General features: G+C 39.8%; 15 protein-coding genes and 1 pseudogene. 9 read left to right on the top strand and 7 right to left on the bottom strand.

The annotated features are described in order from the left end of the window. Window positions 1-80: 80 nt before the first annotated feature. The 4 genes from F7734_RS36070 to F7734_RS36055 all read left to right on the top strand — a co-directional run bounded on the left by F7734_RS36070 (window position 81) and on the right by F7734_RS36055 (window position 3881). On the top strand, window positions 81-479 hold the full coding sequence (locus F7734_RS36070) for a hypothetical protein (protein WP_155749301.1): 399 nt from the start codon (window positions 81-83) through the stop codon (window positions 477-479). Between the two features lie 75 nt (window positions 480-554). Beyond that, a complete protein-coding gene (locus tag F7734_RS36065; RefSeq protein WP_155749300.1) occupies window positions 555-1724 on the top strand; it encodes a glycosyltransferase in 1170 nt (389 codons plus the stop codon). A 91-nt stretch (window positions 1725-1815) separates the two neighbouring features. After that, window positions 1816-3003: an FtsX-like permease family protein gene (locus tag F7734_RS36060; RefSeq protein ID WP_155749299.1), complete on the top strand. Its 1188-nt coding sequence runs from the start codon at window positions 1816-1818 to the stop codon at window positions 3001-3003. Window positions 3004-3143: 140 nt separating this feature from the next. After that, entirely contained in the window at window positions 3144-3881 is a 738-nt protein-coding gene (locus tag F7734_RS36055) for an ABC transporter ATP-binding protein (protein ID WP_155749298.1), read from the top strand. 175 nt (window positions 3882-4056) lie between these two features. Here the strand turns inward: F7734_RS36055 and F7734_RS36050 are convergent. The 5 genes and pseudogenes from F7734_RS36050 to F7734_RS65615 form a co-directional block, all read right to left on the bottom strand. Further along, window positions 4057-4407 (bottom strand): annotated as a pseudogene (locus F7734_RS36050) (Uma2 family endonuclease); the annotation flags it as partial. Window positions 4408-4547: 140 nt separating this feature from the next. Further along, complete coding sequence (locus F7734_RS36045) at window positions 4548-6932, bottom strand: dynamin family protein (protein WP_155749297.1); 2385 nt, start codon at window positions 6930-6932, stop codon at window positions 4548-4550. Between the two features lie 262 nt (window positions 6933-7194). Beyond that, window positions 7195-8721 (bottom strand): DUF1822 family protein, encoded by a 1527-nt coding sequence (locus F7734_RS36040; RefSeq protein WP_155749296.1) that lies wholly within the window; start codon window positions 8719-8721, stop codon window positions 7195-7197. Window positions 8722-8742: 21 nt separating this feature from the next. Next, window positions 8743-10320, bottom strand: coding sequence for a hypothetical protein (locus F7734_RS36035; RefSeq protein ID WP_155749295.1), 1578 nt, complete (start codon window positions 10318-10320; stop codon window positions 8743-8745). A 17-nt stretch (window positions 10321-10337) separates the two neighbouring features. Then, entirely contained in the window at window positions 10338-10472 is a 135-nt protein-coding gene (locus F7734_RS65615) for a hypothetical protein (protein ID WP_279239798.1), read from the bottom strand. Window positions 10473-10854: 382 nt separating this feature from the next. Between F7734_RS65615 and F7734_RS36030 the strand changes: the two genes are divergently transcribed. Next, window positions 10855-14256 carry a filamentous hemagglutinin N-terminal domain-containing protein gene (locus F7734_RS36030; RefSeq protein WP_166482365.1) on the top strand — a complete coding sequence of 1134 codons (3402 nt, stop codon included), beginning with the start codon at window positions 10855-10857 and terminating at the stop codon, window positions 14254-14256. Window positions 14257-14451: 195 nt separating this feature from the next. On the opposite strand, the gene F7734_RS36025 is transcribed toward F7734_RS36030, so the two are convergent. Next, the gene (locus F7734_RS36025; RefSeq protein WP_155749293.1) at window positions 14452-15108 is read right to left on the bottom strand and encodes a hypothetical protein; all 657 of its coding nucleotides are present in this window, start codon (window positions 15106-15108) and stop codon (window positions 14452-14454) included. 585 nt (window positions 15109-15693) lie between these two features. Between F7734_RS36025 and F7734_RS36020 the strand changes: the two genes are divergently transcribed. From F7734_RS36020 to F7734_RS36005, 4 genes are all read left to right on the top strand, one after another. Further along, entirely contained in the window at window positions 15694-17430 is a 1737-nt protein-coding gene (locus F7734_RS36020; protein ID WP_243147276.1) for a ShlB/FhaC/HecB family hemolysin secretion/activation protein, read from the top strand. Next, window positions 17382-21545: a filamentous hemagglutinin N-terminal domain-containing protein gene (locus tag F7734_RS36015; RefSeq protein ID WP_155749291.1), complete on the top strand. Its 4164-nt coding sequence runs from the start codon at window positions 17382-17384 to the stop codon at window positions 21543-21545. The genes F7734_RS36020 and F7734_RS36015 overlap by 49 nt, the downstream gene beginning before the upstream one ends. A 126-nt stretch (window positions 21546-21671) precedes the next feature. Further along, on the top strand, window positions 21672-24455 hold the full coding sequence (locus F7734_RS36010) for a CHAT domain-containing protein (protein ID WP_155749290.1): 2784 nt from the start codon (window positions 21672-21674) through the stop codon (window positions 24453-24455). Between the two features lie 549 nt (window positions 24456-25004). Then, complete coding sequence (locus F7734_RS36005; protein ID WP_155749289.1) at window positions 25005-26108, top strand: hypothetical protein; 1104 nt, start codon at window positions 25005-25007, stop codon at window positions 26106-26108. 119 nt (window positions 26109-26227) lie between these two features. On the opposite strand, the gene F7734_RS36000 is transcribed toward F7734_RS36005, so the two are convergent. Further along, window positions 26228-26448: DUF928 domain-containing protein (locus F7734_RS36000; protein ID WP_155749288.1), on the bottom strand; the 221-nt coding region annotated here is incomplete at its 5' end.

Genomic DNA, 26448 nt, shown 5'->3' with positions numbered 1-26448 from the left:
CGCCCTCTGTCCTCTGGCATATGCCGATACTTCGGAGAGCTAATCAATGTACAGGCGTTGCAATTTAAGGAGTTAGTAAGATGACAAACAACAAGCACAAGTGGGTAATTAGCAAAGAGAAGGTTTTGACATTTGAGTTATTTCTAAAAGTAGAAATGTTTTATGGTATATCTGGACACAAAATATTTCTACTGAAAATAGGGGAAGTCGGTACACCTATTTCAAAATTCCAGAAAGTTTCAGGATGGATTGAAGAATTATTAGGAGACGCTTTTGAGCAAATGAATTTCAATCCTGAAAGATTTAAATACAGTTCAACCTGCTATCCAGATTTACTTGAAGCAATTTCAAAGCACAATTCTGAAGAACCCTTGACAATTCCCTTTGTTTTGGAGTTTAGCAATACTAAGAAAACTCCGGTTATTGAAAAGGTTAAGAGTTCAATTCAAAAGAAAGGTTTTACTATCGACGATCGATAGCCATAGCAAAATTATAGATTGCCATTTTGACTGATTTAGTCATAAGTATTTTTTCTGTAGAAATATGAAAATACCATGAGTTTTGAAATTGGGTTGTGGCTTTCGGTTCTCTCCTTAACAATTTGGATTGTCCTCGTAGGTTTTTGGGGTCAGTTTTGGCGTTGCGACCAGCAATTAACAGGACAGGAAACAGATTTACCAAAATTCCCCAAAGTGTGCGTTGTTGTACCTGCAAGAAATGAAGCCGATTTACTGCCAATTTCTTTGCGATCGCTCCTCACCCAAGATTATCCTGGTTCTCTGAGCGTTGTTTTGGTAGACGATCGCAGTACAGATGGAACAGCGAGTGTTGCTTTTGACATTGCAAAAAAACTCAAGAAAACCGATCAATTGAAAGTTTTAATTGCCGAACCACTGCCTGCTGGTTGGACGGGAAAGCTGTGGGCGCTACATCAAGGAATTCAGTATACTGAAACTCTCAAGGAGGCACCAGATTATTTTCTCCTCAGCGATGCCGATATTGAACATGATGCTTTGAATGTCCGTTCCTTAGTTGTGAAAGCACAACAAGAAAATTTAGATCTTGTTTCCCTAATGGTAAAGCTGAGGTGCGAGCATTTTTGGGAAAAACTACTCATTCCAGCCTTTGTGTTTTTCTTTCAAAAACTTTATCCCTTCCCTTGGGTTAACAATCCCACAAAACCCACAGCTGCTGCGGCTGGTGGATGTATTTTGATAACTCGTGAAGCTTTACACGAAATTGGCAGCATTGAGAGCATTCGTACCGCTCTCATAGATGATTGTACCCTAGCTCAGGCAGTAAAGAAGAGGGGAGGTCGAATATGGTTGGGGCTAACTCACTCAACCCACAGCTTGCGACCTTATACGTCCTTAGAAACAATTTGGAATATGGTAGCCCGAACTGCTTTTACACAGCTACATTATTCTTTAGGGATGTTAACAGTCACCATATTTGGAATGATACTTGTTTACATAGTGCCACCTCTATGTGCAATTGCCGGAGCGATCGCCGGAAATTGGCTTTTAGCGATTGTGGGTTTATCTGGTTGGCTTCTCATGTCTTACGCCTACTTCCCCACAGTTAAATTTTATGGTTGTTCCCCTGTATTCGCATTTTGCTTAAGTGCGATCGCATTCCTGTACACGCTAATGACATTAGATTCTGCATTGCGTCATTGGCAAAAGCGCGGAGGAGCCTGGAAAGGACGAGTATATTCTCATTAGCTAATTGCTAATTGCTAACTGCTAATTGTTTTTTTCCATTAGCCATTAGCCATTAGCCATTAGCCATTAGCCATTAGCCATTAGTAAAATTATGACTTCTATCGCTCGTAAAAATTTAGTTGAAGATATTCCTCGCTTTCTTGTGGCGCAAGCAGGAATTATGTTTGCCGTTAGTTTAGTCACAATTCAAACAGGGTTGCAATACGGGTTTGCCCAATCCTCTTCCCAGTTGATTTCTCAATCTCGTGCTGATATTTGGGTAACTTCCAAAAATATGCAACATATAGGGCTAAGTACACCGATAAATTATGAGCAAGTGGCAAAAGCTCGTCAGGTAGCAGGTGTCTCTCAAGCTGAAGGAGTTATCATTCGCGGGGGACTATGGCACGAACTTGAGTCAGACAAAATCAGCTCGATCACAATGGTTGGTGCAGTACCGGGAGGAATGTTGTTTCCTACCTCAAATATTATCCATGGAAGTTTTAACGATCTCAAGGAACCTTACAGGTTTATTATCGACCAAACTAGCTTAAAGTCCCTGAATTTACAAAAATTGGGTGAAGTAGGAGAAATCAATTATATACCAGCAAAGTTGGTAGGATTTACGGAAGGAACTCAATCAATCGTTTTTGGGACTTTAATGTTCACCTCTTTAGAAAGCGCGAACACGTATGCTAATTACGGTTCCCAGATAGCATCTCGTGTCAATGACACTGGTTCGTCTCCCAAACAGCTAGCATCAACAGACCCAATTAGCTTTATTTTGATTCGAGCAAAACCAGGTCAAAACATAGAACAACTTAGGCGGAAGTTGGAAGAGACTTTGCCGGATACCCGTGCTTATACTCGTGAGGCAATGGCTGAAGTCACACAAAGTTATTGGCAAGAACGATCTGGAATTGGATTTGTTCTCGGTATTGGTGCTGTCGTTGGGATTGTTGTGGGATCGGTGGTTGTGAGTCAAATTCTTTACGCTTCTGTCACAGATCATATCAAAGAGTTTGGAACGCTCAAAGCAATGGGAGCGTCTGACTGGTTTATATATAGTGTCATTATCGAGCAAGGACTGTGGATGGCAATTATAGGTTACATACCGGGCATGGCTGTTTGCCTGGGGGTAGCAGCCTGGACGGCAACGTCTCAGGGCATAGTGATTCTCATTACCCCAACATCAGCAGTTGTGGTTTTGGGTATTACAGCTTTGATGTGTGTTTGTTCGGCTATCTTTGCTATTCAGAAGGTGACTCGTGTAGATCCAGCCATTGTATTCAAAGGATAGCTTTCTTGCAGTAGTTCGACCTACACAAAAGACAGTGATGTTTGCTACAAAATATTAAGGAGTCTATGTAGGCAATTTAACTCACAAAACTATTTGGTCATAAAAAGTTGATATGTATACTATGCAAAGAATAGGAAAAAATGGCTGATTTTAAATTGAACTCTAACGAGTTAACAAATAACAGATATCAAAACTATACTTCTTCAGTAGCTGCGATCGCTGCTGAAAGGGTGGAAATGACTATTCAGTCCAAGCAGCAGAACTTTCAAATTCTTAAAGGGATTAACTGGGAAATTAAAAAAGGTGATATAGAAATTTTGATGGGGCCATCTGGCTCTGGCAAAACAACGTTACTGTCGATTTTAGCAGGGCTGCTAACGCCAACATCTGGCAAGGTGTACCTGCTTGGACAAGAGATTACGAGAATGTCTCGAACTCAGCTATCGCGCTTTAGAAGAGAGAATATTGGTTTTATTTTTCAAGATTTCAATTTGTTCCCCGCACTCACAGCTATTGAAAATGTAGAAGCAGCTTTGAATGTGAAAGGGTTTCGAGGAAAGCAAGCCCGCAAGCAAGCCCAAGTTATGTTGGAACTTGTTGGATTGGGGGATAAAACCAAGCAACTTCCTCGCGATTTATCTGGAGGGCAAAAACAACGGGTTGCGATCGCACGTGCTTTAACTGGGCATCCACAGTTAATTATGGCAGATGAGCCAACCGCTGCTTTAGATTCTCATAGCGGGCATGTGGTGATGGAGTTACTGCGCGGACTGGCAAAAGAACAAGGCTGTACGGTTTTGATTGTAACTCACGATCCCCGAATTTTAGACTTAGCTGATGGAATTGCCCATATAGAAGATGGATACCTCAAACAGTGAGGCAATGGAAATCTGTTGGGCCACTGGAAGTCACGACTATACAAACAAAGTCCGCCTGCGCGGACTAACCTAAAAATAGGGTTTCAAATTTTCCAAGAGCGAAAGTGATGGAAGACTCTAGATAGTCTTAGTAGAAAGCAGGGGCTTGTATGTGTTCTCCATACTATGTTTTTTACTAACTGCTTATTTCTTCCTCAGTAAAGATAGGAGGCCATAATTCAGAAACAGGCAATTCCCAACCTGGGAAAAGTTCTGGAATGGTTAAGATATCTTCATTATTTAACACGATTGGTTCTCCTGTAAGTCGATAAACGCTTACAGTAGATTCATCGGGATCGATGAGAATTCCAACAATCGCTCCTAATTCTAGAAACTTTTTCACCTTTTTTTCTAAAGCGTTTATTCTGTCACTTTGAGATTTAATCTCGACTACTAAATCTGGTACAAGTTGTCCAAAATAACGAGGAGTTTGAAGAAGGCGAGAGGCTCGAACAAAGGAGACATCAGGTGCTTTAAGGTTTGTATCTTGTCAACCTGTAACAAAGCATTGGATGTTTCTGAAACTTTTTCTAAATCTCTATCGAGTTTGGTTTTGAAGAATATGCAGGCTAGTAGTTCGCTACATAACTCTGCTCTTGTGGTCTATTAATCTGAAAATCCAGATTCCTAATGTATAAACTCAAATTGGCTGCGTTGGTTCAGTTGCAAGACTTTTTGCAGTGCATCTTGCCAATTCTGCTGCACTCGCTTCATCTTTTCAATGTTGCTAAACTCTATCCAAATCTTGGAACGGATTTCGTCATCACGTAAAAAATTATCCCATTCTGATTTCATCTCATGAGCATCAAGAACTCGATCGACAAATTCTGTTGCCATATAGTAACGAATTTCACTAGGTGCTGTTAACCAACGTTCAAGGGTTTCTTTACATTTGTTAATAGCTTGTTGGTGCAATTGTTGCAAATTTTCTCGAACTTTACTGGGATTAAATTCAAATACAGACTCTAGCACTTTGTTTGCTAATCTATCGCTTGTTTCCACGACTCGTCCAATTAATTCAGGACTCATTTCTGTCGTACTTGCGACTCCAACTGCTGCACCTGCTTCCGCAATGACTTTAGCGGTATAAGCTGCTGCTTCTCTTAATTCATGGTTTTTAATGATTTCATCTGGCTCAAGGACACTCATTAAATTTTGCCGAATCAATCGCAAAATTAATGCTCCATAGGAAATATTGAAATGACTGAGAGTGCGGAAACCTAATTCTAGTGCATTGCCTTCTTTGGCTAGAATTTCAGTGATTTTATCCAGGAATTCCACACCTTTGCGATCGCAAATTTTACCCAAACCAGCTTTTTCAATTAAAATTTCTGCAATTCGCTCTTTTAGCTGGTTTGCGGATTGTTGCAAACCTTCATCCAATGTGAGAAAATTTTGAGATAAATGGGCACGCAGTTCGACAATAAGTACACCGTAAGTAGAGCGATAAGAGTCTTTTAAATTTGTACTGCGAGCGCGATTTCGGATTTCTTCTTCAGAAGGAATACCTATATTATTTTCACAAGCTGTTAATGCAGCATTGACAACTGCCTCAAAATTGGTGTCAACTGTATGTTGTTCTTCTTTGAGGGTTTCCAGCAAATCTCGCAAACCATTTGTTAAGTTTTGCATCAGCTCCTCAAAAAGCTTTCTGAAGAGTTTATTTTCTTCAGTTAATTTACGTATAGCGTATTCAGCTTGACTTAATTCAGTTTGAATCGTTTGATGTAAAGCAATTAAACTATTTTGCCGGAATTGAGCATAACGTTGTTCTATAGTTTGAATATGCTGGTTGAGATATTGCAAAATGAGTTCTAAGATGCGATTGGCTTCATCAGGGTTAGCACAGTTAGCAATTTCGCGACTGACAAACGTCATTTTACCAACATTATCCCGCAACCAGCGACAACCATCGAAGTTTTTACCTTCAGGTTTATGGTTGAGTACTAAAAAAGCGCGATCGCCGAAATCAGGTAAGACTTGGGAAGTGATATCGTAAAGAGTTGTATCTTCCTTTTTCCATAAAAATCTGTCTTCATCTGGTTTTTTAAGAAACAACACAATATCTACTTCTTGTCCCAAAGTTTCCAGCATCAAGTCTTCATCACCCAAACGAGTATCTCCCAACCCCGGAACATCAATGAGTGCTAGTCGTTCCACTTCTGTTTTGGGAAACCGACACAAAATGTGTACATCTCGTACTGCTAGATGAGAGAAGGTAGTCAAACGATTTTTCTCATCGCGTTTCTGCACAACATATTTAGAGATTTCTGCTTCGGTGATGCGGATGTCTCTAGGTTCGCCAGATTTCAAAAGAGGACGATAGTTCTCTAGGGGTAAGTAGTAATCATCTCGTAAATGCTCGTACATGGCTTGATTAGTTACCCCTTCCGGTGGATTGGGAAAAGGTAAATGAGCAAACTCATCTAAGTTTTTCGGAGGAGTTCCCAAACTCAGTTTTTCGTAATAGGGCTTAATAACTTCTGCGATAAAAGAATTTTCAGAGTAAAGGGTGACAATTGCTTGAGTTTCACCGTCGTGATGTTCAATTTTACTCCGAACTGCTGTACACGCCCCTCCTTTACGTGCGGGAATTATATCATCACTCAATCCACTCAAACTTTTAAGAAAAGTACTTTTACCTTGTCCAGTCCACCCAACCACACCAATATTTAGGGTGGAACGAGAAAAACGCTGTTGAAGCAGCCTTAGTTGTTCTATCTCTAGACGAATATTTTCCTCTATAGATGTCAGGTTAATTTTGTTTAGGCTCTCCCTAGCATCATAATTATCCAAATTAGTTTGTAGTATCTGACGGTGCTGATTCAGACTTTCTATCTCTTGCAATAAGGTTTGCAAATGTAGCTCGACTGGTTTGACTTTCTCAGCAAGTTTTTGGCGTTTTTGGATAACTTCCGCAATGCGATCGCTAATATGGTGGTTATGTTTGGGATTCAATCCATTACCATTATGGAGAGAAAAGTCTTTTTGATTTAATTCATTAGCGTTCATAAGTAGTACTTTTTTACTATTAACAGTAACTTTCGGATAGAGCAGAGGAAGCAAACCAACCCAAGCATCATCTTGGGTAAAACTGAGGTAGTAAAATTGGGTTTACACCTGTCTGCTATTGGTATATCGAAAAGAGTTTCGTAAAATATGCGTAGTTTCAGTTGCATTCATATCAAAATTTTCTCTTTTCCTATCTCTTTCTCTGTGTTCTGGTGCGCCTAAAAAAGTTCTTTCTGTTCTGTGAACGCAACTTGGTACCGCTTTAGCTAACAAACTCTTCTGTATGACTTACATCTCCCAGTGTCACTTTTACATGGAAATTATCCCCTGCTTGATAAGTAAAACTGAGTTGTATCCAATTATCAGCACTTCTCGCTTGCGCTTGGTCAAAAACTGCTCCAGATTCGTCAAGTACAATGAGTTGTAAGTTCTGTGGTAAATAAGTATCCTTCCCAGCGGGATGTACCTTGAGCAAAACTGCTATTTTGTCATTAGCTTCTGGCATTAAATAAACCAGCAAAGCTACAGGATGCCCTGCAAGTTGCATTCCTAAGTCAATTTGGCGACATCTACTAACTCCTGCTTTTGGGTTGCTAGGGTCAATTTTTCCCAAACTTAAGGCGGCTTGCCAGCATAGTTCGTCATCTTGTTTTTTATTTAACACTGCGGTTAAAGCTGTTATCGCCTGTTGGTTGCCTGTACCAATTTCTCCCAAACTCTCAGCAGCTTGCCAGCGAGTCCATTTACTCTGACTGGTATTTAATAGATCGATTAAAGCCGCGATCGCTTCTAAATTTCCAGGTGCGATCGCCCCCAAACATTTGGCAACTTTCAAACGAGTTTCTTCATTATAGTCTGCTTGCAAAATTTCAATCAAGGCAGGAATATTTTTTGCTTGGTCTTCAATATTTTTTTGGCGTTCTTCACGTCCTCGCCATGCAAAAGCTAAATTATTCCCTCTTGGACCTAAAAGTTCGTCCAAAGTCTGCCAAGGTATGTCAAAAATTCCTTGCAACCAGTTAGTTAAATTTGTAGCATCTTGTGCTATATCATGTACATCCAAGCGTTGATTGTACAGCAGTTTTCTTAAATTTTCATCTGCTAATAGAGCTGCCCACTTTTCAAAATCAAAATCTAAGCGAGGGGAACACCATAAAGAACGATCGGACTTTTTTAATAGTTTCTTTGCTTCCATAAGCGATAATTGTGCTAATTTGTTATTAGCTACTTTTTTTTCCTCATAAATCACCTCTTTTATCCACATAAAATTTAAATCTACAATTAACTGATTTCTCGACAAACAGTAGGAACGTGTAATTTCGTCGTATTCTGCCTTCTCTTTAATTGTATTGTGGCTAGCACATCCCAAAACTCGCAACCAGTGTTTTTCGGGATTTACCTGAATAGATATATAGTAATTTGCTTCCCATCCCGGTATATCAACCCATTCCCGTTGCACGCAAAATTCTTCAACAATGCTGTCTTCGGTAGGAATCAGGACAATACGAGTTTCACCTACTTGAATTGCTGTACCGTTGAGAAATTCCCAAAGTTGATAACACTCATCTTTACTTGGTAATAATAAGAGTATTTCTGGTAAGGCGAGATATTCTTTAACCCAACTGATAAAAGCATTTAAGCACAAACGATTTAGGTAAGCATTCCAACGCGCTGCTTCATAGGAATAATCTTTAACTAGCAACAGGAGATGCTTTTCGTATTCTGGGGAGAAAGCTAACCAAATTTGTGCAGTATCGATTATTTGAAATTCTTGCAAACCGGATTTCATGTTGTTACCTCTTTAATTACTTCACTGTGGAGAATGAATTTTCAACAAATCTAAAATAAGGATCATAACCCTTTCTGCAGCTTTTCCTTCTACCTGAAGAGTGATATTGAAATGAGTTTGCATTTGCTGAATAATTCGCTGATGCATCTTGAGTAGGCTAATTGCTATTGTCTGGTTATTTTGTACCTCAGACATTCGTTGCACGAATAAAATTGTATTTTCATTGTTCCTCTTCAAAGAAAGTAATTCTGTAATCTGTTGACTGGTAAATTCGACGGACAATGGAGCAGTATTCAACAACGAATTAACTAAAGTTAAATAATGTTGGCTCAATAAACTCTCCACAGCAGGTTTAATTTCCATTTCTCTAAGCCAATCTAAATTCATTTTTTCCTGAGAAAGAACTACATCTGAAGGATAATTGTTTTTGTCTTGTTCTTGCTTTACCCAAGTTGTGATTTCCCTTAATATGTTGACGATCGCTCTATCTTCACATCGGGAAACTGTCGAATTAATTGGTCGATTATTTCTATCTAGCCATAACATTTCTTGGGCAACTTCTACCTGTGTCATTTTTAATCCATATCTCAAGAATAAAACTATTTTTTGCGTTTTTTCCAGGCTTTCAATATTGTCAATGAGTGAAAAATTAATCTGTATTTTTCTTGCTATTTCATTAACTTCTTCCTGCTCTAGGATCTCACTAGGTAATGAAGATAAATCCGTCAGTTCTATGCGCGGAGCATTGATATCTTCATTGAGAATATCTATAGATTCCAAACGGGGAAATAAATATCTTGTTGCTGCTGTAATACAAATACTATCAAGCCATTTTTTGATTGTTGTTGAATCAAGATTTTGACTGGCTGTTGGCGCTGGCAATTGTTTTTTTAATCGGTTGTATTGCTTGGTAATCGCTTGCCAATGTGCATCCGTTGGAGATATCCTCCCGTGAACGGCAGTACAAATTTGAGAAAAGCATTCCCAAGCCAAACAATATTGACTTAAGGAAGGTTCTGTGTAACCTTGCAATTGTAGTGCATTTTTCCGCTGTCTTGGTCCTAATTTACGTAGCATTCCATAAGCAGTCATTCTAGTGTTATTTTTGGCAAAAATACCATCCTTAATAACACCTTTTATTTTGACCGTAGTATAATTTACTAAATAAGGCGTTTCTGATTGAAAATGACAAAAAAATTCTTCTGGGTTGCTGGCTGCTAACCAAGCATATTGGTAAATCTCTTCTAGAGATTTCTCAAGTGGGATAGTCCGGTTATTATCTTGCCTTTCTCGTAAATTTCTCAACACACTTTTGGCAATGTTATAGCTGATATTTTCTAAAAAAGCCGATAAGTGTTTTGATGCTAATCCTACATTTTCATTACCTAAGTTTATCAAACAATACCTAGCAAAGGTTTCTGCATCTTTTTGGGAATTAGAGAAAAGCCAAGTTTTGATACTAACTTCCAATTTTGAATCAGAATACCAGCAGGGTTGCTTGGAACCACTACGTCCGTTGGAATCTTGCCAACCTCGGAAACGCCAGGAGAACAGCCGTACAATTTCAGTTTCGGATAGCCCTTGTAAAATTGTTATCATGGATTTTCCTCCCTCATTCACTTAGCAAGAGAACCGCCAAGCCTGATTTGCCAAGAAAGCTTTTCAGGTAACTTGTGGCGATCGCTGACTCGCGTTGCGCTGAGAGTGCTTTCTAATATTGGGAAGTTCCTCGTGTACGTTTGGTCAGCCATATACACCTGCGAACGGATGCGATCGTATCCTTGCTATATACACTATCGTGGCGAGTTAGTGAATTATGCAATGCCAAAATTACAAGATCCCCGACTTTTCGGAAAAGTCGGGGATCTTGCACTGAGGTGAATTATATTTGCCCAGATACAAAGCTTGCAAGATTGACCTCGATCCGGGCCGGCTACTTGGGAATGCCTTGCAGCTTCGTCTTCTGTAACTATACAGACAAAAGTCTATGTATGTAAAAAAACTTATACTTTAGAAGTGATTGCTTAGGTTAAAATACTAAAAACAAAAGTGTATTTTTTAACATTTATTTTTTGTAAGATGAAGTTGCAATTTAAGCTATCAATCCTATTCCTACTGGGAATAATAACTGTTTTGTTTGCCAAAAAAAGTTGGGCACAGATAGTTCAAGATGAAACTCTAGGGTCTGAAAGTTCAATTGTCACTACAATTCCAGATTTATCTTTGGATTTGATTGAAGGTGGAGCCAGACGCAATCAAAATCTTTTCCATAGTTTCCAAGAATTCAATGTTGGCGAAGGAAGATTAGTTTACTTCGATAATCCTATAGGAATTACCAATATTCTTGCTAGAGTTACGGGAAACAATTCTTCGCAAATTTTAGGTTATCTTGGTATTTTAGGAGATGCTAATTTATTTTTAATTAATCCAAATGGAATTATTTTTGGCAGAAATGCTTTTTTAGATTTACAAGGTTCTTTTGTAGCTTCGACAGCAAATAGTTTATTATTTGATAACGGGTTTGATTTTAGCACGATTAATCCCCAAACACCGCCATTGCTCTCAGTGAATATTCCCATTGGCTTGCGATTTCGGACGCAACCTCAACCGATTAACGTCGAGGGTTCTGGTCTTTTAGGTAATTTTTTTGGATTGGGTTTACAAGTACAACCAGGAAAAACTTTAGCATTGGTTGGTGGTGATGTAAATTTAGTCAATGGGAGTTTAATTGCTCGTGGAGGAAGAATAGAACTAGGAGGAATCTCAGAACCAGGGACGGTAGGTTTAAATCTTGATAGGGATAATCTGAGTTTAAGTTACCCGGCGCTAGGACAAAGGGCAAATCTTTCTCTGACAGGAACCGCAATTGATTTAAATTTAGATTTAAATGCTAATACAAGTGGTAGTCTGGTCATTAACTCTAATAATTTAGATTATGTTGGCAGTATAATTCAAGCAGGACTTCCCGCAGGTAATGCTTTAACTAATCGCAGAGGGGCAGATCTTTTTATCAATGCTACTGGAAAAATGACAGTGGCAGATAGTGTCATGACTAGTAGTGTTGATTTGGGAGCAATCGGAAATAGTGGTGATATAAATATTAACGTTGGTTCTTTCAGTGCAAGTGATAATAGTTTTATTGTTAGTACGGCTGAAGGACAAGGAAATCCTGGAAATGTATCTATCAAAGCCAGTGGATTAATTTCACTCGATCGCAGCCGTATTTTTAGTGCAATAAATGATACTGCTAGAGGTAATAGTGGAACTATCACACTTGATGCTCAAAATATTTCTTTAAGTAATGGTACAAGAGTATCTACAAGTGTTTTGGGTCGGGGAAATAGCGGAGGAATTTTCTTAAAAGCGAATAATGAAATATCAGTAAATAATAGTTTTATTAGCAGTGGCGTTATCGGTGCTGAAGCTGAAGGTAATGCAGGTCATATTAATATGGAGGCTGGTTCTGTATTTTTAGAAAGAGCTACGGTGTCTGCTAGTACTAGCGGTCAAGGAAATGCGGGCAAGATTTTCATAACAGCTAACGATTTAGTTTCCCTATCAGATAGAGCTTCCCTTAACAGTACTGTGGATTTTGCGGCTCGTGGAGATGGAGGAGATATTAACATTCAATCTAGCTCATTGGCGGTGAGAAATAATGCAAGTATTAGTTCAATTGCTTTTGGTCAAGGTAACTCAGGAAATATTTTCATCAATGCGAAAAAAAATGTTTTTTTGGATAATGTTAGCACAATATCTAGTGGTAGCTTCTTAGGAAGAGATGCTAATGGTTCAATTTTTGTGCCTGAAAATAGCAATATATTTAAAGGTGGTAATATTTCCCTTGAGACAGGCGTACTATTACTGACCAATAATTCTAGTCTGAATGCTAGCACCATTGGTTTTGGTAATGCAGGCAATATAGTGGTGAATTCCCAAACTTTAGTTTCTCTTGATAATAGCGAAATTTCTACTGTCGCTAGCCCTACGAGTCAAGGTTTACCCCAGGCTACAGGTAACGCCGGAGATATTACAGTGAATGTGCTATCTGGATCGCTTTCTTTGCTTAATGGCGGACGACTGCAAACTGCTACTTTTACTCAAGGAAATGCTGGAAAGATTACAGCGAAAGCTAGAGATTCTCTATCTATTCGCAATGAAGAAAGTTTGATTCTTAGTTTTGCAACACCTGCTGTAGATGGTGCTACAGTGGGTCGGGGTGGTGATATCCAAATTCAAACGGGTTCATTTTCTATAAGTGATGCTGCGAAAGTTATATCAAGTACCTTCGGTCAACAAGATTCAGGAAATATACAACTAGAAGCCAATCTTGTTAGCCTCGATCGCGGACTTTTGACAACCCAAACAGGAAGTCAAATTGTTCCTGGTAATGGTGGTCATGCAGGCGGGTTAAGGATTAATACAGTTATTCTGCGCGTGCAAAATGGCGGATTGGTCTCTAGTGAGACTTTTAATAGCGGGAAGGGCGGTACATTAGCTGTCAATGCGACTGAGTTGGTAGAAGTTGCTGGAACCTCTGCCATTGGAAACAACAGCGCCATCACGACTGCTACTAGTGGTACTGGTAACGCCGGAGATTTACAAATCAGTACGCAGCGCTTACTCCTCCAAAATCAGGGAATAATATCAGCTTCCACATTGGTTAATACTGGTAGAGGGGGAACCTTGAGGTTAAATACAAGGGAGTTAGTTGTTCAAGACGGCGCAAAAGTCGCTGTGAGCAGTCAAGGAGGAGGAAATGCAGGCAATATAGAGATATCTTCCCCTTTTATTTTGCTAGATAACAAAGGCGCGATCGCGGCTGATACAGCTTCCGGAAATGGCGGAAATATCAATCTGCAAAATTCAGATTTCATTTTTATGCGTCGCGGTAGTGAAATTTCTACTAGCGCAGGTATCAATCGCGCCCCTGGTGATGGTGGTAACATCACTATCGGTACTAATTTTTTAGTTGCTATTCCCCGTGAGAATAACGACATTAAAGCGAACTCCTTTGGTGGTAGGGGTGGTGCAATTAACATCAATGCACAAAGAGTTTTTGGGCTAGAAGTTCGCGATCGATTGACTTCTCTGAGCGATATCACAGCGTTTTCGCAATTTTCCCCTGCACTCAATGGTGAAATTACTTTAAATACCCCTGATGTCGATCCCTCTCAAGGATTAGTGGAACTACCCCAAACAATTGTCGATCCAGATGCACTCGTTGCTCAAAATCCCTGTTTGCGAAGGGCGGGAAGTGAATTTATTGTGACAGGAAGAGGTGGGTTACCACCTAACCCAAGTCAAGCTTTGAGTAGTGAGGGTGTGGAAGTAAATTTGATTGAGCCAGTCAACTCCAGTCATGTTACTGGTAAATTTAGTCAGTTTCTATCAGCCAATCAATTATCAACTCAAAGCTCACCAGAAATCGTACCTGCTACTGGGTGGGTGATTAACGAGAAAGACGAAGTGATATTTACAGCAAATCATTCTCGCAATTCTGGCGATCGCGCTGTTGGCTGTGCTTATCCTAAATAAACCTGAGTTCTACAGATAATTGCTGAAAAGTGGATAATAAGAGCACGCGACCAAGGAAGAATATCATCGATCCTTATTCACAAAATTCATGCGCTCATTTTACAAGTTTCTAATTCTCAATAGCTAGCCTGTACTAATGGAAAGCGATCGCCCGCATACCCAAGTCACTGACTGAGATACATCGAACCAGTGCTCTCAGACAACATTAACTAAGAAGTCTCGTCCAATGTTTACATTAGTTGAATCGGAAATTATAGCGATGAGTTCGTTGTTGTAAAAAATTCCAGTATCAAGCAAGTTAGATTGACCGTGCCAGTTTCCTGTTCGTAAAGAGTATCGATCTAAACTTCCGGTAACTCCAATTTTATCGCTCTTGTAGTCCCAATCTAAAATTAGGGCATAATCACTAGAGCCATAATACTGATAGGAGACTCCCCAGGTACTACCGCCAAGGACAAAAGTATCGCTTCCCGAACCTCCAGCTAAGTAATCAGTTTGTGGAAGGTTGGTAGAAAGTACTGCATCGCTACCGATGAGAATATCATTGCCACCTGTTTTACTTTGAGTGTCGTCACCAAACAGAGAATCCGAGCCAGGACCACCCCAGAGAATATCGTTACCGAGACCACCTTCCAAATAATCACTTCCCGCCGTTAGTAAAGTCATAGAATTGCCCAGAAAAACATCATCGCCAAATAAAATGTCATCACCTCCTAGTCCCTGTAGGCGATCTGCACCGCCATGACCAACAATAAAGTCCTTATTTTGAGTTCCCCACAAAGTTCCTAGATCGTTATATTGAGTACCTTCGACTAAATTAAATTGAGAATTTCCGATAGATATAGTAGCCATAGCTTTTTCCTCCCATTGTGTGAGCAATGAACGGCTTTTGTTTTTGTTGTCACTTTCTTATCGGGATGGAAATGCGATTTATGCACTGAAGTTTAAACTCCATTCGTTTGTTTGACTAAAACGTTTGTATAGAGAGTTTTTCAGTCTTCATACCAATTCTGTATGAAGATGCGCCTGAGAGGATGTTTGAAAAGTGGTTAGCTGTGATTTTAGGCATTTCGATCCCCCCTAGCCCCCCTTAAAAAGCAGGGAAAATACTCTTAAAGTCCCCCTTTTTAAGGGGGATTTAGGGGGAACGTGAACGTTTTGCTACTGATGAAATGACTTTTAAAACATCCTCTAAGTTAAAGCAATTAAAAAAATACAAAATCCTCACAAGATTCTCACATTCTCTATGTAATGTTCATACTGTTCCCCTGCCTAGTTTTGAGCCTTTCTCTTATAGTGAATTTAGGTTAAATACATTTTTCAGACAAAGGTCTCAAGAAGAAGGAAAGGATGCGGTCTGAGAATCTAAAAATGCATATAACTCAAAAAAGAAAAAATAAAATTTTGTTAAAAATAAGTTTATTTTGTGTAGTTTGCTTGCCATTATTAAATACTAAAACTAAAGCCTTAGCGACTTCAAGCGAAGTATTTATCCCTGACTTTGAGTTAATCGATCGCTCTACAGAAATATCCAGTATACCAAATACTACCATTAGTCAAATACCTTCCCCAGTTACCCCAACACTTCCCGAACCTCCTCCCACTCCCCTACCGTCTCCAAGTGAAGATCCCTTACAAATTTCGCCTCCAAGCCAACTTCAACCAAAACCAATACCTGAAGTTTCAGGAACATTTATCATTAAACATATTGAATTTATTGGGAATACTGCCTTTAGTAGCGAAGAATTACTCGAAGAGATTCAGCAATTTATCAATCAACCTATTACCTTTGCAGAAGTTTTACAAATCGAAGAAATTATTAATCAAAAATATCAGAAAGCTGGCTATATAAATTCTGGTGCAGTGATTCCCGCAGGACAAAAATTTCCCCGTAAAGGAGGTACTGTCAAAGTTCAAATTGTTGAAGGAGGTATCGAAGCGATAAAAGTCCGAGGTACCCGCAGACTTAATTCTGGATATATTAGCAGTCGTTTAGCTATTGCCACAAAGAAACCTTTAAACCGCAATCAGTTGTTACAATCGCTGCAACTGTTACAACTCGATCCCCTCGTTAAAAATATTTCTGCGAACCTTACTGCCGGAGCACGTCCAGAGTTAAGCTTACTGGAAGTAACAGTTGTAGAAGCAGACTCTTTTGACACTCGCATTTTTGCAGACAACGGTCGCGCTCCTAGTGTGGGAACCTTTCGCAGAGGGATTCAAATTAACGAGCGGAATTTACTGGGTTTTGGTGATGGAATTCGGGCTACTTACACAAATACTGATGGTAGTCATGCTTTTGAGATTGGCTATACAGTTCCCTTAAGTCCAAGAAACGATACACTTACAATTAACTATAGCAGAAATAATACTGAAGTTATCGAAGAACCATTTGACCGTTTGGATATTTTGGGTGATTCCTATGCTTGGGAAGTCACTCTACGTCAGCCTGTGTTGCAAAAACCATCTCAGGAATTTGCCTTGGGTTTAACCTTTTCGCAACAAGAAAGTAAAACTGAACTATTGGGATTTGACTTTCCCCTTTCCCCTGGTGCTGACAATAACGGTAGAACTCGTATCTCTGCACTGCGATTTTTCCAAGAGTGGACAACTCGCAATCCTAGAGAAGTTTTTGCGTTGCGATCGCAATTCAATATCGGTATCGACGTATTCAACGCCACCACTAACGATCTCCCTCCCGACAGTCGCTTTTTTAACTGGCGCGGACAAAGCCAATATGTGCGGCTTCTTGCACCGTATACCTTGCTACTGTTGCGTTCTGACTTGCAATTTGCCAGTAGTGCGCTCGTACCATTAGAACAATTTGCGATCGGTGGATTTGGTAGCGTCAGAGGTTATCGGCAAGATTTGCTGTTGACAGACAACGGTGCGTTTTTATCTGCTGAGGTGCAATTACCAATTCTTAGAGTACCAGAATCGCGAGGGATTTTGCGACTTGCGCCATTTGTTGATTTTGGCGTGGGTTGGAATAGTTCTGGAGGTAGGGAAACAAATAATACTTTGCTGGCGGCTGGTTTGGGTTTGCAATGGCAAATGGGAGACTGGCTAGATATTCGTTTTGACTGGGGAATACCACTGATTGAAGCTGAAGGGAGAAACCGCACATGGCAAGAAAATGGACTGTATTTTTCTGTAAATGTCAAGCCTTTTTAATTAAAAGAGATAGTAGCAAAAGTAAGTTCTTAGCAGGGCAATTTTTAGAGGTTTTGCTCGTTACTAGCAGTATCATCTTGGGGAACCCGATCGACTCACATACAGTGCAGGCGCAGCTATCTCCCGATAATACATTGGGTAGTGAAAGCTCTACAGTCATTCCGATAAATGGTGTTCCTGTTGAATTAATTACAGGTGGAGCAAGACGGGGATCGAATCTTTTCCACAGCTTTCGGGAATTTAATGTAGAAGCCAGAAGGGGTGTATATTTTAATAATCCAGTAGGAATTGAAAATATTCTCACTCGTGTCACAGGGAATAATCCTTCAAGAATTTTGGGGCGTTTGGGAGTTAACGGCAATGCCAACTTATTTTTAATGAACCCCAAAGGGATTATTTTTGGTTCCGAAGCATTTCTGGATTTGCGCGGTTCTTTTGTAGCGACAACTGCCAGTGAAATGATATTTGATGGCGGAAGTCAATTTAGCGCCATGAGCCCAGAAGCAGCACCATTGCTGGCGGTGAATATTCCTGTTGGCTTGAATTTTAGGCAGCCCCCAGGGAAAATTTTCGTAAACGGATTTGGTTTTGCAGGTAGTTTGTCAGGCTTTGGCTTGAATGTTCTTCCAGGAAAAACGCTCGCGCTTGTTGGAGGAGAAGTGGAAATTAATGCTGGTGTTCTAAATACACCAGGGGGACAAATTCAGTTAGGAGGACTCACAGCAGGGACAGTAGAACTTCAGGCTAATGGTAATAATGTGGGTTTCAACTTTCCTCAAAATTTGCAACGGGCAGATGTAATACTTGTTAATGGTTCTATAGTTGACGTGAGTGGCAATGGTACGGGTGAGATTGCAATTAATGCCCAAAACTTGGATATATTGAGCGGAAGTCTTCTTTTTGCTGGTATTGGTCAAGGTTTGGGTACACCTGAAACTGTTGGGGGGGATATTAGGCTGAATGCAACTGGAGAAATCAACATTGCTGGTTTTAACAGTGGAATTCTGAATTTAGCGCGATCGGGTTCGCAAGGTAATGGAGGTAACATTACTATTGATGCTGCTTCTTTGAAATTACAAGATGGCGCTCAAGTTATTGCTTCAACCTTTGGACAGGGGAATGCGGGAAATGTGACAGTGAGTGCAAAAGATGCCGTTTCCCTTACAGGTAATGCTAGTGTATTCAGCACAGTAGAAGCAGGGGGTGTAGGTAAGGGTGGGAATATCGGCATCAATGCTGCAACCCTATCACTACAAGATGGCGCTCAACTACAAACTATTACGCGTCGTGCATTTGCAAATCAAAGAGCAGGACAAGGGGATGCAGGGAATGTGAATGTGAAAGTTTCTGGGGAAGTTAATATTGCTGGTGTGAAAAATGGATTTTCTAGCGGGATTTTGAGCCGCGTGGAAACAGGAGCAGTAGGGAATGGGGGAAATATTACTATTGATGCTGCTTCTTTTAAATTACAAGATGGCACTCAACTTGCAGCCTTAACCTTTGGACAGGGGAATGCGGGGAATGTAACGGTGAGTGCAAAAGATGCCGTTTCCCTTACAGGAAATAGTTACATATTCAGCACAGTAGAAGCATCTGGTGTAGGTAAGGGTGGGAATATCGACATCAATGCTGCAACCCTATCACTACAAGATGGCGCTCAACTACAAACTATTACTCGTGGTGCATTTGCAAATCAAAGAGCAGGACAAGGGGATGCGGGGAATGTGAATGTGAAAGTTTCTGGAGACGTTGATATTGCTGGTGTAAAAAATGGGCTTTCGAGTGCGATTGGCAGCAGTGTGGGTATCGGAGCAAAAGGCAATGGGGGTAACATTACCATTGATGCTGGTTCTTTCTTGTTAAGAGATGGCGCTCAACTTTCTGCCTCAACGAGTGGACAGGGAAATGCAGGGAATGTGACGGTGCGAGCAAAAGATGGCGTTTCCCTTACGGGTAATGCTAGCATCTTCAGCACAGTAGAAGCATCTGGTGTAGGTAAGGGTGGGAATATCAACATCAATGCTGCAACCCTATCACTACAAGATGGCACTCAACTACTAACAATTACTCGTGGTGCATCTGATACTCAAAGAGCAGGACAAGGAGATGCAGGGAATGTGAATGTGAAAGTTTCTGGAGACGTTAATATTGCTGGTGTGAAAAATGGATTTACTAGTGGAATTTCAAGCAGTGTGGAAACAGGAACAGTCGCGAATGGGGGTAACATTACCATTGATGCTGGTTCCTTCAAGTTACAAGATGGCGCTCAAGTTTCTGCCTCAACGAGTGGACAAGGGAATGCGGGGAATGTAACGGTGAGTGCAAAAGATGCAGTTTCCCTTACAGGAAATAGTTACATCTTCAGCACAGTAGAAGCATCTGGTGTGGGTAAGGGTGGGAATATCAACATCCATGCTGCAACCCTATCACTACAAGATGGTGCTCAACTACAAACTATTACTCGTGGTGCATTTGCAAATCAAAGAGCAGGACAAGGGGATGCGGGGAATGTGAATGTGAAAGTTTTTGGGGACGTTGATATTGCTGGTGCAAAAAATGGGCTTTCGAGTGCAATTGGCAGTAGTGTGGATACCGGGACAAGAGGCAATGGGGGTAATATTACCATTGATGCTGGTTCTTTCTGGTTAAGAGATGGCGCTCAACTTTCTGCTTCAACCTTTGGACAGGGGAATGCGGGAAATGTGACAGTGAGTGCAAAAGATGCTGTTTCCCTTACAGGTAATGCTAGCATCTTCAGCGCAGTACAAGCAGGAGGTATAGGTAAGGGTGGTAATATCGACATCAATGCTGCAACCCTATCACTACAAGATGGCGCTCAGCTAGTAACAATTACTCGTGGTGCATCTGCAAATCAACCCGCAGGACAAGGAGATGCAGGGAATGTGAATGTGAAAGTTTCTGGGGACGTTGATATTGCTGGTGTAAAAAATGGATTTTCCAGTGGAATGTTCAGCAGTGTGGATACAGAAACCATAGGCAATGGAGGTAATATTACCATTGATACTGGTTCCTTCTTATTAAAAGATGGTGCGTTATTAGATGCAAGCACCCAAAATAACAATAGAGGTGGTAATATTACGCTCAATGCGAATGTTGTTGAAACACTCAATGGCGGACAACTGACTACTAACGCCCTAAGCAATGGACGTGCAGGTAAAATTACAGTCAACGCTACTGACAAAGTAATTATTAGCGGTAGTGACCAGAACTACAATGACCGAGTTACTAATTTTCCTAACAATATCAGAAATGTTGGTGCTAACAGTGGCTTTTTTGTCAGTTCCAGAGGTTTAGGAATCACAGGCGACATCGAAATCAACTCGCCCAAAATTACCTTAGATAACCAAGGCAGACTTAACGCCGAATCTGCATCCGGTAACGGTGGTAACATCAACCTCAATAGCGATTTGCTTCTACTCCGTCGCAACAGCCAAATGTCCACCAACGCAGGTACGGAGGAAAAAGGCGGTGATGGGGGTAACGTCAATATCAATTCCCAATTTATTGTTGCACTGCCCAACTCTAACAGCGACATCACAGCAAATGCCTACAGTGGTAAAGGTGGTAACGTTAATATCCGCACCCAAGGTATCTTTGGGATTCAAGCCCGTCCAAAACTTACAAATACTACAAACGACATCACAGCTAGTTCGCAACTTGGGGTACAAGGACAAATTACCATCAATCAACCTGAGGTAGACCCCAGTCAAGGATTGGTAGAATTACCGCAAATAGTTATCGATCCCGATGCATTAATAGCCCAAAATCCTTGTGTGCGAAGGGCTGGTAGTGAGTTTGTTGTTACAGGAAAGGGAGGGCTTCCACCGAGTCCTAACCAAGCATTGAATGCAGATGCAGTGGAAGTTGACTTGGTTGAACCAGCACCATTGACGATCGCTCAAAAACAACCATCAACTAACACCTTGAATGATATTTCCAATCAAAAGCCCGTACAAATGAATGCTATTGAAATTATACCTGCTCAAGGATGGGTTGTTAGCGATCGCGATGAGGTTATTTTGACAGCTTATGCCGCTCATGGTACAAAAATCTCACGACAAGCTCATAATTTTCTAGGTTGTCCAACAAAATAATACCCTTTTGGATTTTGGATTTTGGATTTGGGATTTGGGATTTTGGGTTCAGAAAGTCACTATGGATTGAAATTTTCCAAACATCCTTTAGGAAGAAACGAATAAACATTCATCAATCAAAAACTTATGAATATGAGAAATTTCAAGCTTTACTTGCGGAAGCGATCGCATTTTTTCATGCTAGCAATTATAGTATTTTACTTCACTATTGCCACTACACCTATTGTTGCTCAAATTACAGAAAAAGCACCCGTTATCCAAAGCCAAAATAACGGCTTACAACTAGCCGCACAAGCCAAATATTTGTACCAAAATCTAAAATTTTCTGAGTCTGCTGAAGTGTGGCAAAAGGCATCTCATGCTTTTGCAAGAGTAGGAGATAAAACTAATCAAGCCATGGCATTGAGTAATCTTTCTCTTACATATCAACAATTAGGAAAGTGGCAAGCTGCGAAAGAAGCTATTAAAAATAGTCTAAATTTGCTGCCAACAAGCGATAGAGAAGACCAACGGCGAGTACTTGCAAAAACTTTGGAAATTCAAGGTAAATTACAACTTGCTACAGGAGATGCTTCTTCAGCGTTATCAACTTGGCAACAAGCCACAAAAATTTACTCAGAACTTTATGATACAACAGGAAGTATTCAAAATCAAATGAATCAAGCACAAGCATTTCAGGCTTTAGGGCTTTACCGACGCGCTATTACGATTTTAAACGATGTCAAGCAAACTCTCCAAACACAACCAGATTCATCGTTAAAAGCCAGGGCTTTATTAAGTTTGGGAAATACCCTCAGCGTCTCCGGTGACTTGCAAAAAGCAGAAGACAATTTGCAGCAAAGTTTGAAAATTGCCCAATCTTTACAACCACCGCAAGACAAAAGTGATATTTACCTGAGTATGGGAAATTTAGCACGTTTCCAGAAGAAGATTCAAGAGGCAATTAATTACTACAAACAAGCAGAAAATTCTTCTTCACTGACCTTGCAAGTACGAGCACGGTTAAACAATCTTAATTTATTAGTAGAAACTCAACAATGGCAATTAGCTCAAGCCATGTGGAATCCAATTTTAGAACAGCTAAATAATTTACCTGCTAGCAGCGCAAATATTTATGCACGAATGCATCTTGCTCAGAGCTTAATCTGCTTAAAACAACCGGATTTAACAAAGTCAGAATTGAACTCACCCATTTTACAACAATGCGTTACATCAAACAATCAACAAATTTCAGAAAATTCTCAAAATGTAACACTTACAAGCATAACACCAATAAGTAACCAAAATCTCAAAGATATAATCCAAAATCCAAAATCCAAAATCCAAAATCGTCTAATCCAAAATCCAAAATCCAAAATCCAAAATCTTTTAGGATGGTCAGATATTGAAAAATTATTAATAACTGCTAGCGAACAAGCGCAAACTTTACAAGATAAACGAGCAGAAGCTTATGCTCTTGGTTATCGAGGTGCTGTGTATCAACAAAAACAAAATTTACCAGAAGCGGATACCTTGACTCGCCAAGCCTTAAATTTAGCAATGACCGCCAAAGCTCCTGATATTGCCTACCGTTGGCAATGGCAATTAGGTCGAATTGCTAAGTCTAGGAAAGACTCTCAAAATGCAATTTCTGCCTATACTGATGCATTTAAAAATCTTCAATCTTTGCGCGGTGATTTAGTAGCAACTAATCCAGATATCCAGTTTTCTTTCCGTGAAAGTGTGGAACCTGTTTATCGAGAACTGGTTGATTTACTACTAAAAGAAAAGCAACCTAATCTCAAATTAGCCCGTGAAGTCATTGAATCGTTACAGTTAGCAGAATTAGATGATTTCTTCCGAGAAGCTTGCATTGATGCTAAACCCGAACAAATTGACCAGATAGTTGATAAGGCAAATCCTCGCACGGCTGTTTTTTATGCTTTCTTTCTTCAAAATAGCTTAGAAGTTATTTTGAAATTGCCAGGAGATGATTTACAGCACTACAGTACTCCTCTAGAACAAAATCTGGCAAAAAATACCATAGCCCAACTACAGCAAGCCTTAACTCAAATAGACCGAACCAAGGATGTACAAAGGTTATCAAAAGAGGTTTACAACTGGATAATTGCACCTGTACGGGAAAAATTAAATTCCAGTCAGGTCAAAACTTTAGTATTTGTTTTAGATGGTGCGCTGCGGAATATCCCTATGGGGGTGCTTTACGATGGACAAAAATATTTAGTGGAAAAATATGCGATCGCACTTACTCCTGGGCTGCAACTTTTAAGCCCCCGTCCTTTAGCTAAGATAGAGCTAAGCGCTCTCACAGCCGGAGTCAGTGAAGAACGCAAAATGGAAGGGCAAGAATTTGACCAACTTGTATATGTAGAATCAGAATTGCGAGAAATAACATCTCAAGTCCGAGGTAGCAAACAATTATTGAACGAGTTATTTACCAAACCCAACCTACAGCGCCAAATTAATCAAGAAAATTACGCTGTAGTACACTTAGCAACCCACGGTCAATTTAGTTCCGATCCAGACAAAACCTTTTTGCTTCTGTGGGACAATTTGCTCAAAGCAAGAGAACTGAATAATTTGCTGCGTAGTACCGATACCAACCAAAACAGAAAGCAAACAATAGAGTTATTAGTTCTCAGTGCTTGTCAGACAGCTTCCGGTGATGAACGTGCTGCACTGGGGCTTGCAGGCGTAGCTATCCGTGCTGGCGCACGAAGTACGGTAGCAACCTTATGGCCTGTAATTGACGAGTCTACAAGTTTGTTAATGAAACAATTTTACAAAGAGTTAACCAATCCCAATATTACCAAAGTTCAGGCTTTGCAAAATGCTCAAATAGCTTTGTTGAAAGAAAAAGAGGAACCTTATTATTGGGCATCCTACACATTAGTTGGTAACTGGTTGTAGTGAAAGGCTTTGACTGCCAAATACAACTCAGAGCAACCCATCAAATATTAAGTTTCCAGTGCAAAACACAAAACCAACACAGCCACGAGATTTTGCTTAAGACTGCTGATTTGTCTCTAATTTTAGTAGAAGTTACGGAGATTGAGCTTAAAGAATATTAAAATTTACATTTGTCTTCCATTGCATATTTTTACTTTTCTCTCCTGATACAAGAGTGAGAGCAAAAATACAATTCGTTCAATATTTACCCACTAAATATCTCCAATAATTAATTTTGCGTTATTTACAACCTTAGTAGAAACACAAAATTTCTTGTGCCTATAATTTTTTTGATCGGATGTCTAATAGAAGGAAAGTTTATGACTATTATCTATATTGCAATGATACGTATTATGATTCTATGGCTTGCATAATTTTTGACCTAATTCAACTTTTTAAACACCCTCTTAATCTATAAAACTAACTCTTTCAAATACTGGAAAAAGTTAGGAGTTCAGTTTGGATGAGTAAACTTTTTTTGAAGGAAATAATCCTTTTATCAGATTATCTATGAATAACCAAAAAAATAGTAAAGAAGTAAGTGAAGTAACCACAAACAAACATCTTGAGGAAAAACAGTCTAAGGAACGAAAGCTTTGGTTAAAAAAGCTTATACTTTGGCTCTCTGAGAAAGATAACGGACAAGAAGCATCCTTTCTAGTTAAAGCAATTTCATCAGGAAATAATCTGATTCGTGCGCTCATTATTTTGACTTTAATATTTTTATTTTTAAGACAAATAGCTTTGGAAATTATCGATTGCTTTGTCGTGCAAGTGGATGAAATAACTTTTTCAGGTGAAGGTAATCCTATCATTAGAATTAAGGGGAAACAGTCACTGCAGGTTATTAGTGTTCCGGCATACCAACGATGGATATCCCCAGGAATTACCCTTAGCAACAGTGCTAAGGTGCAAATCAGAGCGACTGGTTCTGTCGCAACTGGTTTAGCCATTCCTAGGTATCTTGAACGAGAACTGTACAAGCAATTCAGTAATGAATTAGGATGGCGTCTTTCAAGGCTTGAATTTAATGAAGATGTTTATTTAGGCTGGAGGGAGGCGGACGGCAAACTTCTTCAAGGATATGACTCTAACAAATCTGAAGATAACATTTATGGGTCTAAATGCATCGATGAGAAATCACGCCAGAAAAAATTAGTTCCTGAATTGGGATATGGAGTTTTACTTGCATTTCTGGCGAACAATAATGACAAATCGGCAGATAAAGTATTGACCAGCAAAGATAAAAACAAGTTTTTCATGGTAGGAAAGCAGGCAGAAATTGAATTTCTTCCAAAAACCAACTTATACCGGGTAACATACGTAGACGAGAAAGGAGACAATCAAATTCGCGATATTCCAGCAAAGAATTGGGAAGGAGATACCCTATATTTTACGATTAATGACAGTGTCGTTCAAAAAAAAGAAGAGTTTAAAATGTTCTCAGAATGCTTGAGTCAAGAGAAGCAAGCACCACAACACTTGAAAAGATATATGCAACATCAAGAAGAACGCTACGCAAAAATATACGAAAAACTCTCATACTCCGAATCTATATGGTTTATGGATAATAGAGGAGATTTTACAGTTACTATCATTACGAAGCAGAACTAAATGTTATACCAACAGTGCGATCTCCCATGAAGTGAAAAGTTGGCACAGTATATCGAAGTTCTTGTAATAAAAGCTATTTTTCTATACCTTAATACACAGCTATGATTTTAATTACCAAGCTACTTTGCTAAACAGCAAGGCAATAGAGGCTCTTTCGCAAATTCTGTCAATTCTCCATCTTGTAGAAATGCTGTCCATTCTTCTCTAATTGTTGGATCTTGTGGTGAAACACACAGCTTTTCTGCTAAATCAGTTAAGTTATCAAACCAAATATTCTCTGGAGTGTAATTATTGGGTGAAACTCGTTCTACATGACCATCAATAAAGAAATAAACTGAAG

The organism is Scytonema sp. UIC 10036 (assembly GCF_009725235.1).
This window is presented reverse-complemented; position numbering and strand designations above follow the sequence as displayed.

What these genes read in the sequence shown, in the direction of transcription:
- F7734_RS36005 (WP_155749289.1), top strand. Translation starts at nt 25,005, where the DNA reads ATGAATAACCAAAAAAATAGTAAAGAAGTAAGTGAAGTAACCACAAAC.
- F7734_RS36070 (WP_155749301.1), top strand. Translation starts at nt 81, where the DNA reads ATGACAAACAACAAGCACAAGTGGGTAATTAGCAAAGAGAAGGTTTTG.
- F7734_RS36015 (WP_155749291.1), top strand. Translation starts at nt 17,382, where the DNA reads ATGGCAAGAAAATGGACTGTATTTTTCTGTAAATGTCAAGCCTTTTTA.
- F7734_RS36065 (WP_155749300.1), top strand. Translation starts at nt 555, where the DNA reads ATGAGTTTTGAAATTGGGTTGTGGCTTTCGGTTCTCTCCTTAACAATT.
- F7734_RS36025 (WP_155749293.1), bottom strand. Translation starts at nt 15,108, where the DNA reads ATGGCTACTATATCTATCGGAAATTCTCAATTTAATTTAGTCGAAGGT.
- F7734_RS65615 (WP_279239798.1), bottom strand. Translation starts at nt 10,472, where the DNA reads ATGGCTGACCAAACGTACACGAGGAACTTCCCAATATTAGAAAGCACT.
- F7734_RS36055 (WP_155749298.1), top strand. Translation starts at nt 3,144, where the DNA reads ATGGCTGATTTTAAATTGAACTCTAACGAGTTAACAAATAACAGATAT.
- F7734_RS36035 (WP_155749295.1), bottom strand. Translation starts at nt 10,320, where the DNA reads ATGATAACAATTTTACAAGGGCTATCCGAAACTGAAATTGTACGGCTG.
- F7734_RS36045 (WP_155749297.1), bottom strand. Translation starts at nt 6,932, where the DNA reads ATGAACGCTAATGAATTAAATCAAAAAGACTTTTCTCTCCATAATGGT.
- F7734_RS36060 (WP_155749299.1), top strand. Translation starts at nt 1,816, where the DNA reads ATGACTTCTATCGCTCGTAAAAATTTAGTTGAAGATATTCCTCGCTTT.
- F7734_RS36040 (WP_155749296.1), bottom strand. Translation starts at nt 8,721, where the DNA reads ATGAAATCCGGTTTGCAAGAATTTCAAATAATCGATACTGCACAAATT.
- F7734_RS36010 (WP_155749290.1), top strand. Translation starts at nt 21,672, where the DNA reads ATGAATATGAGAAATTTCAAGCTTTACTTGCGGAAGCGATCGCATTTT.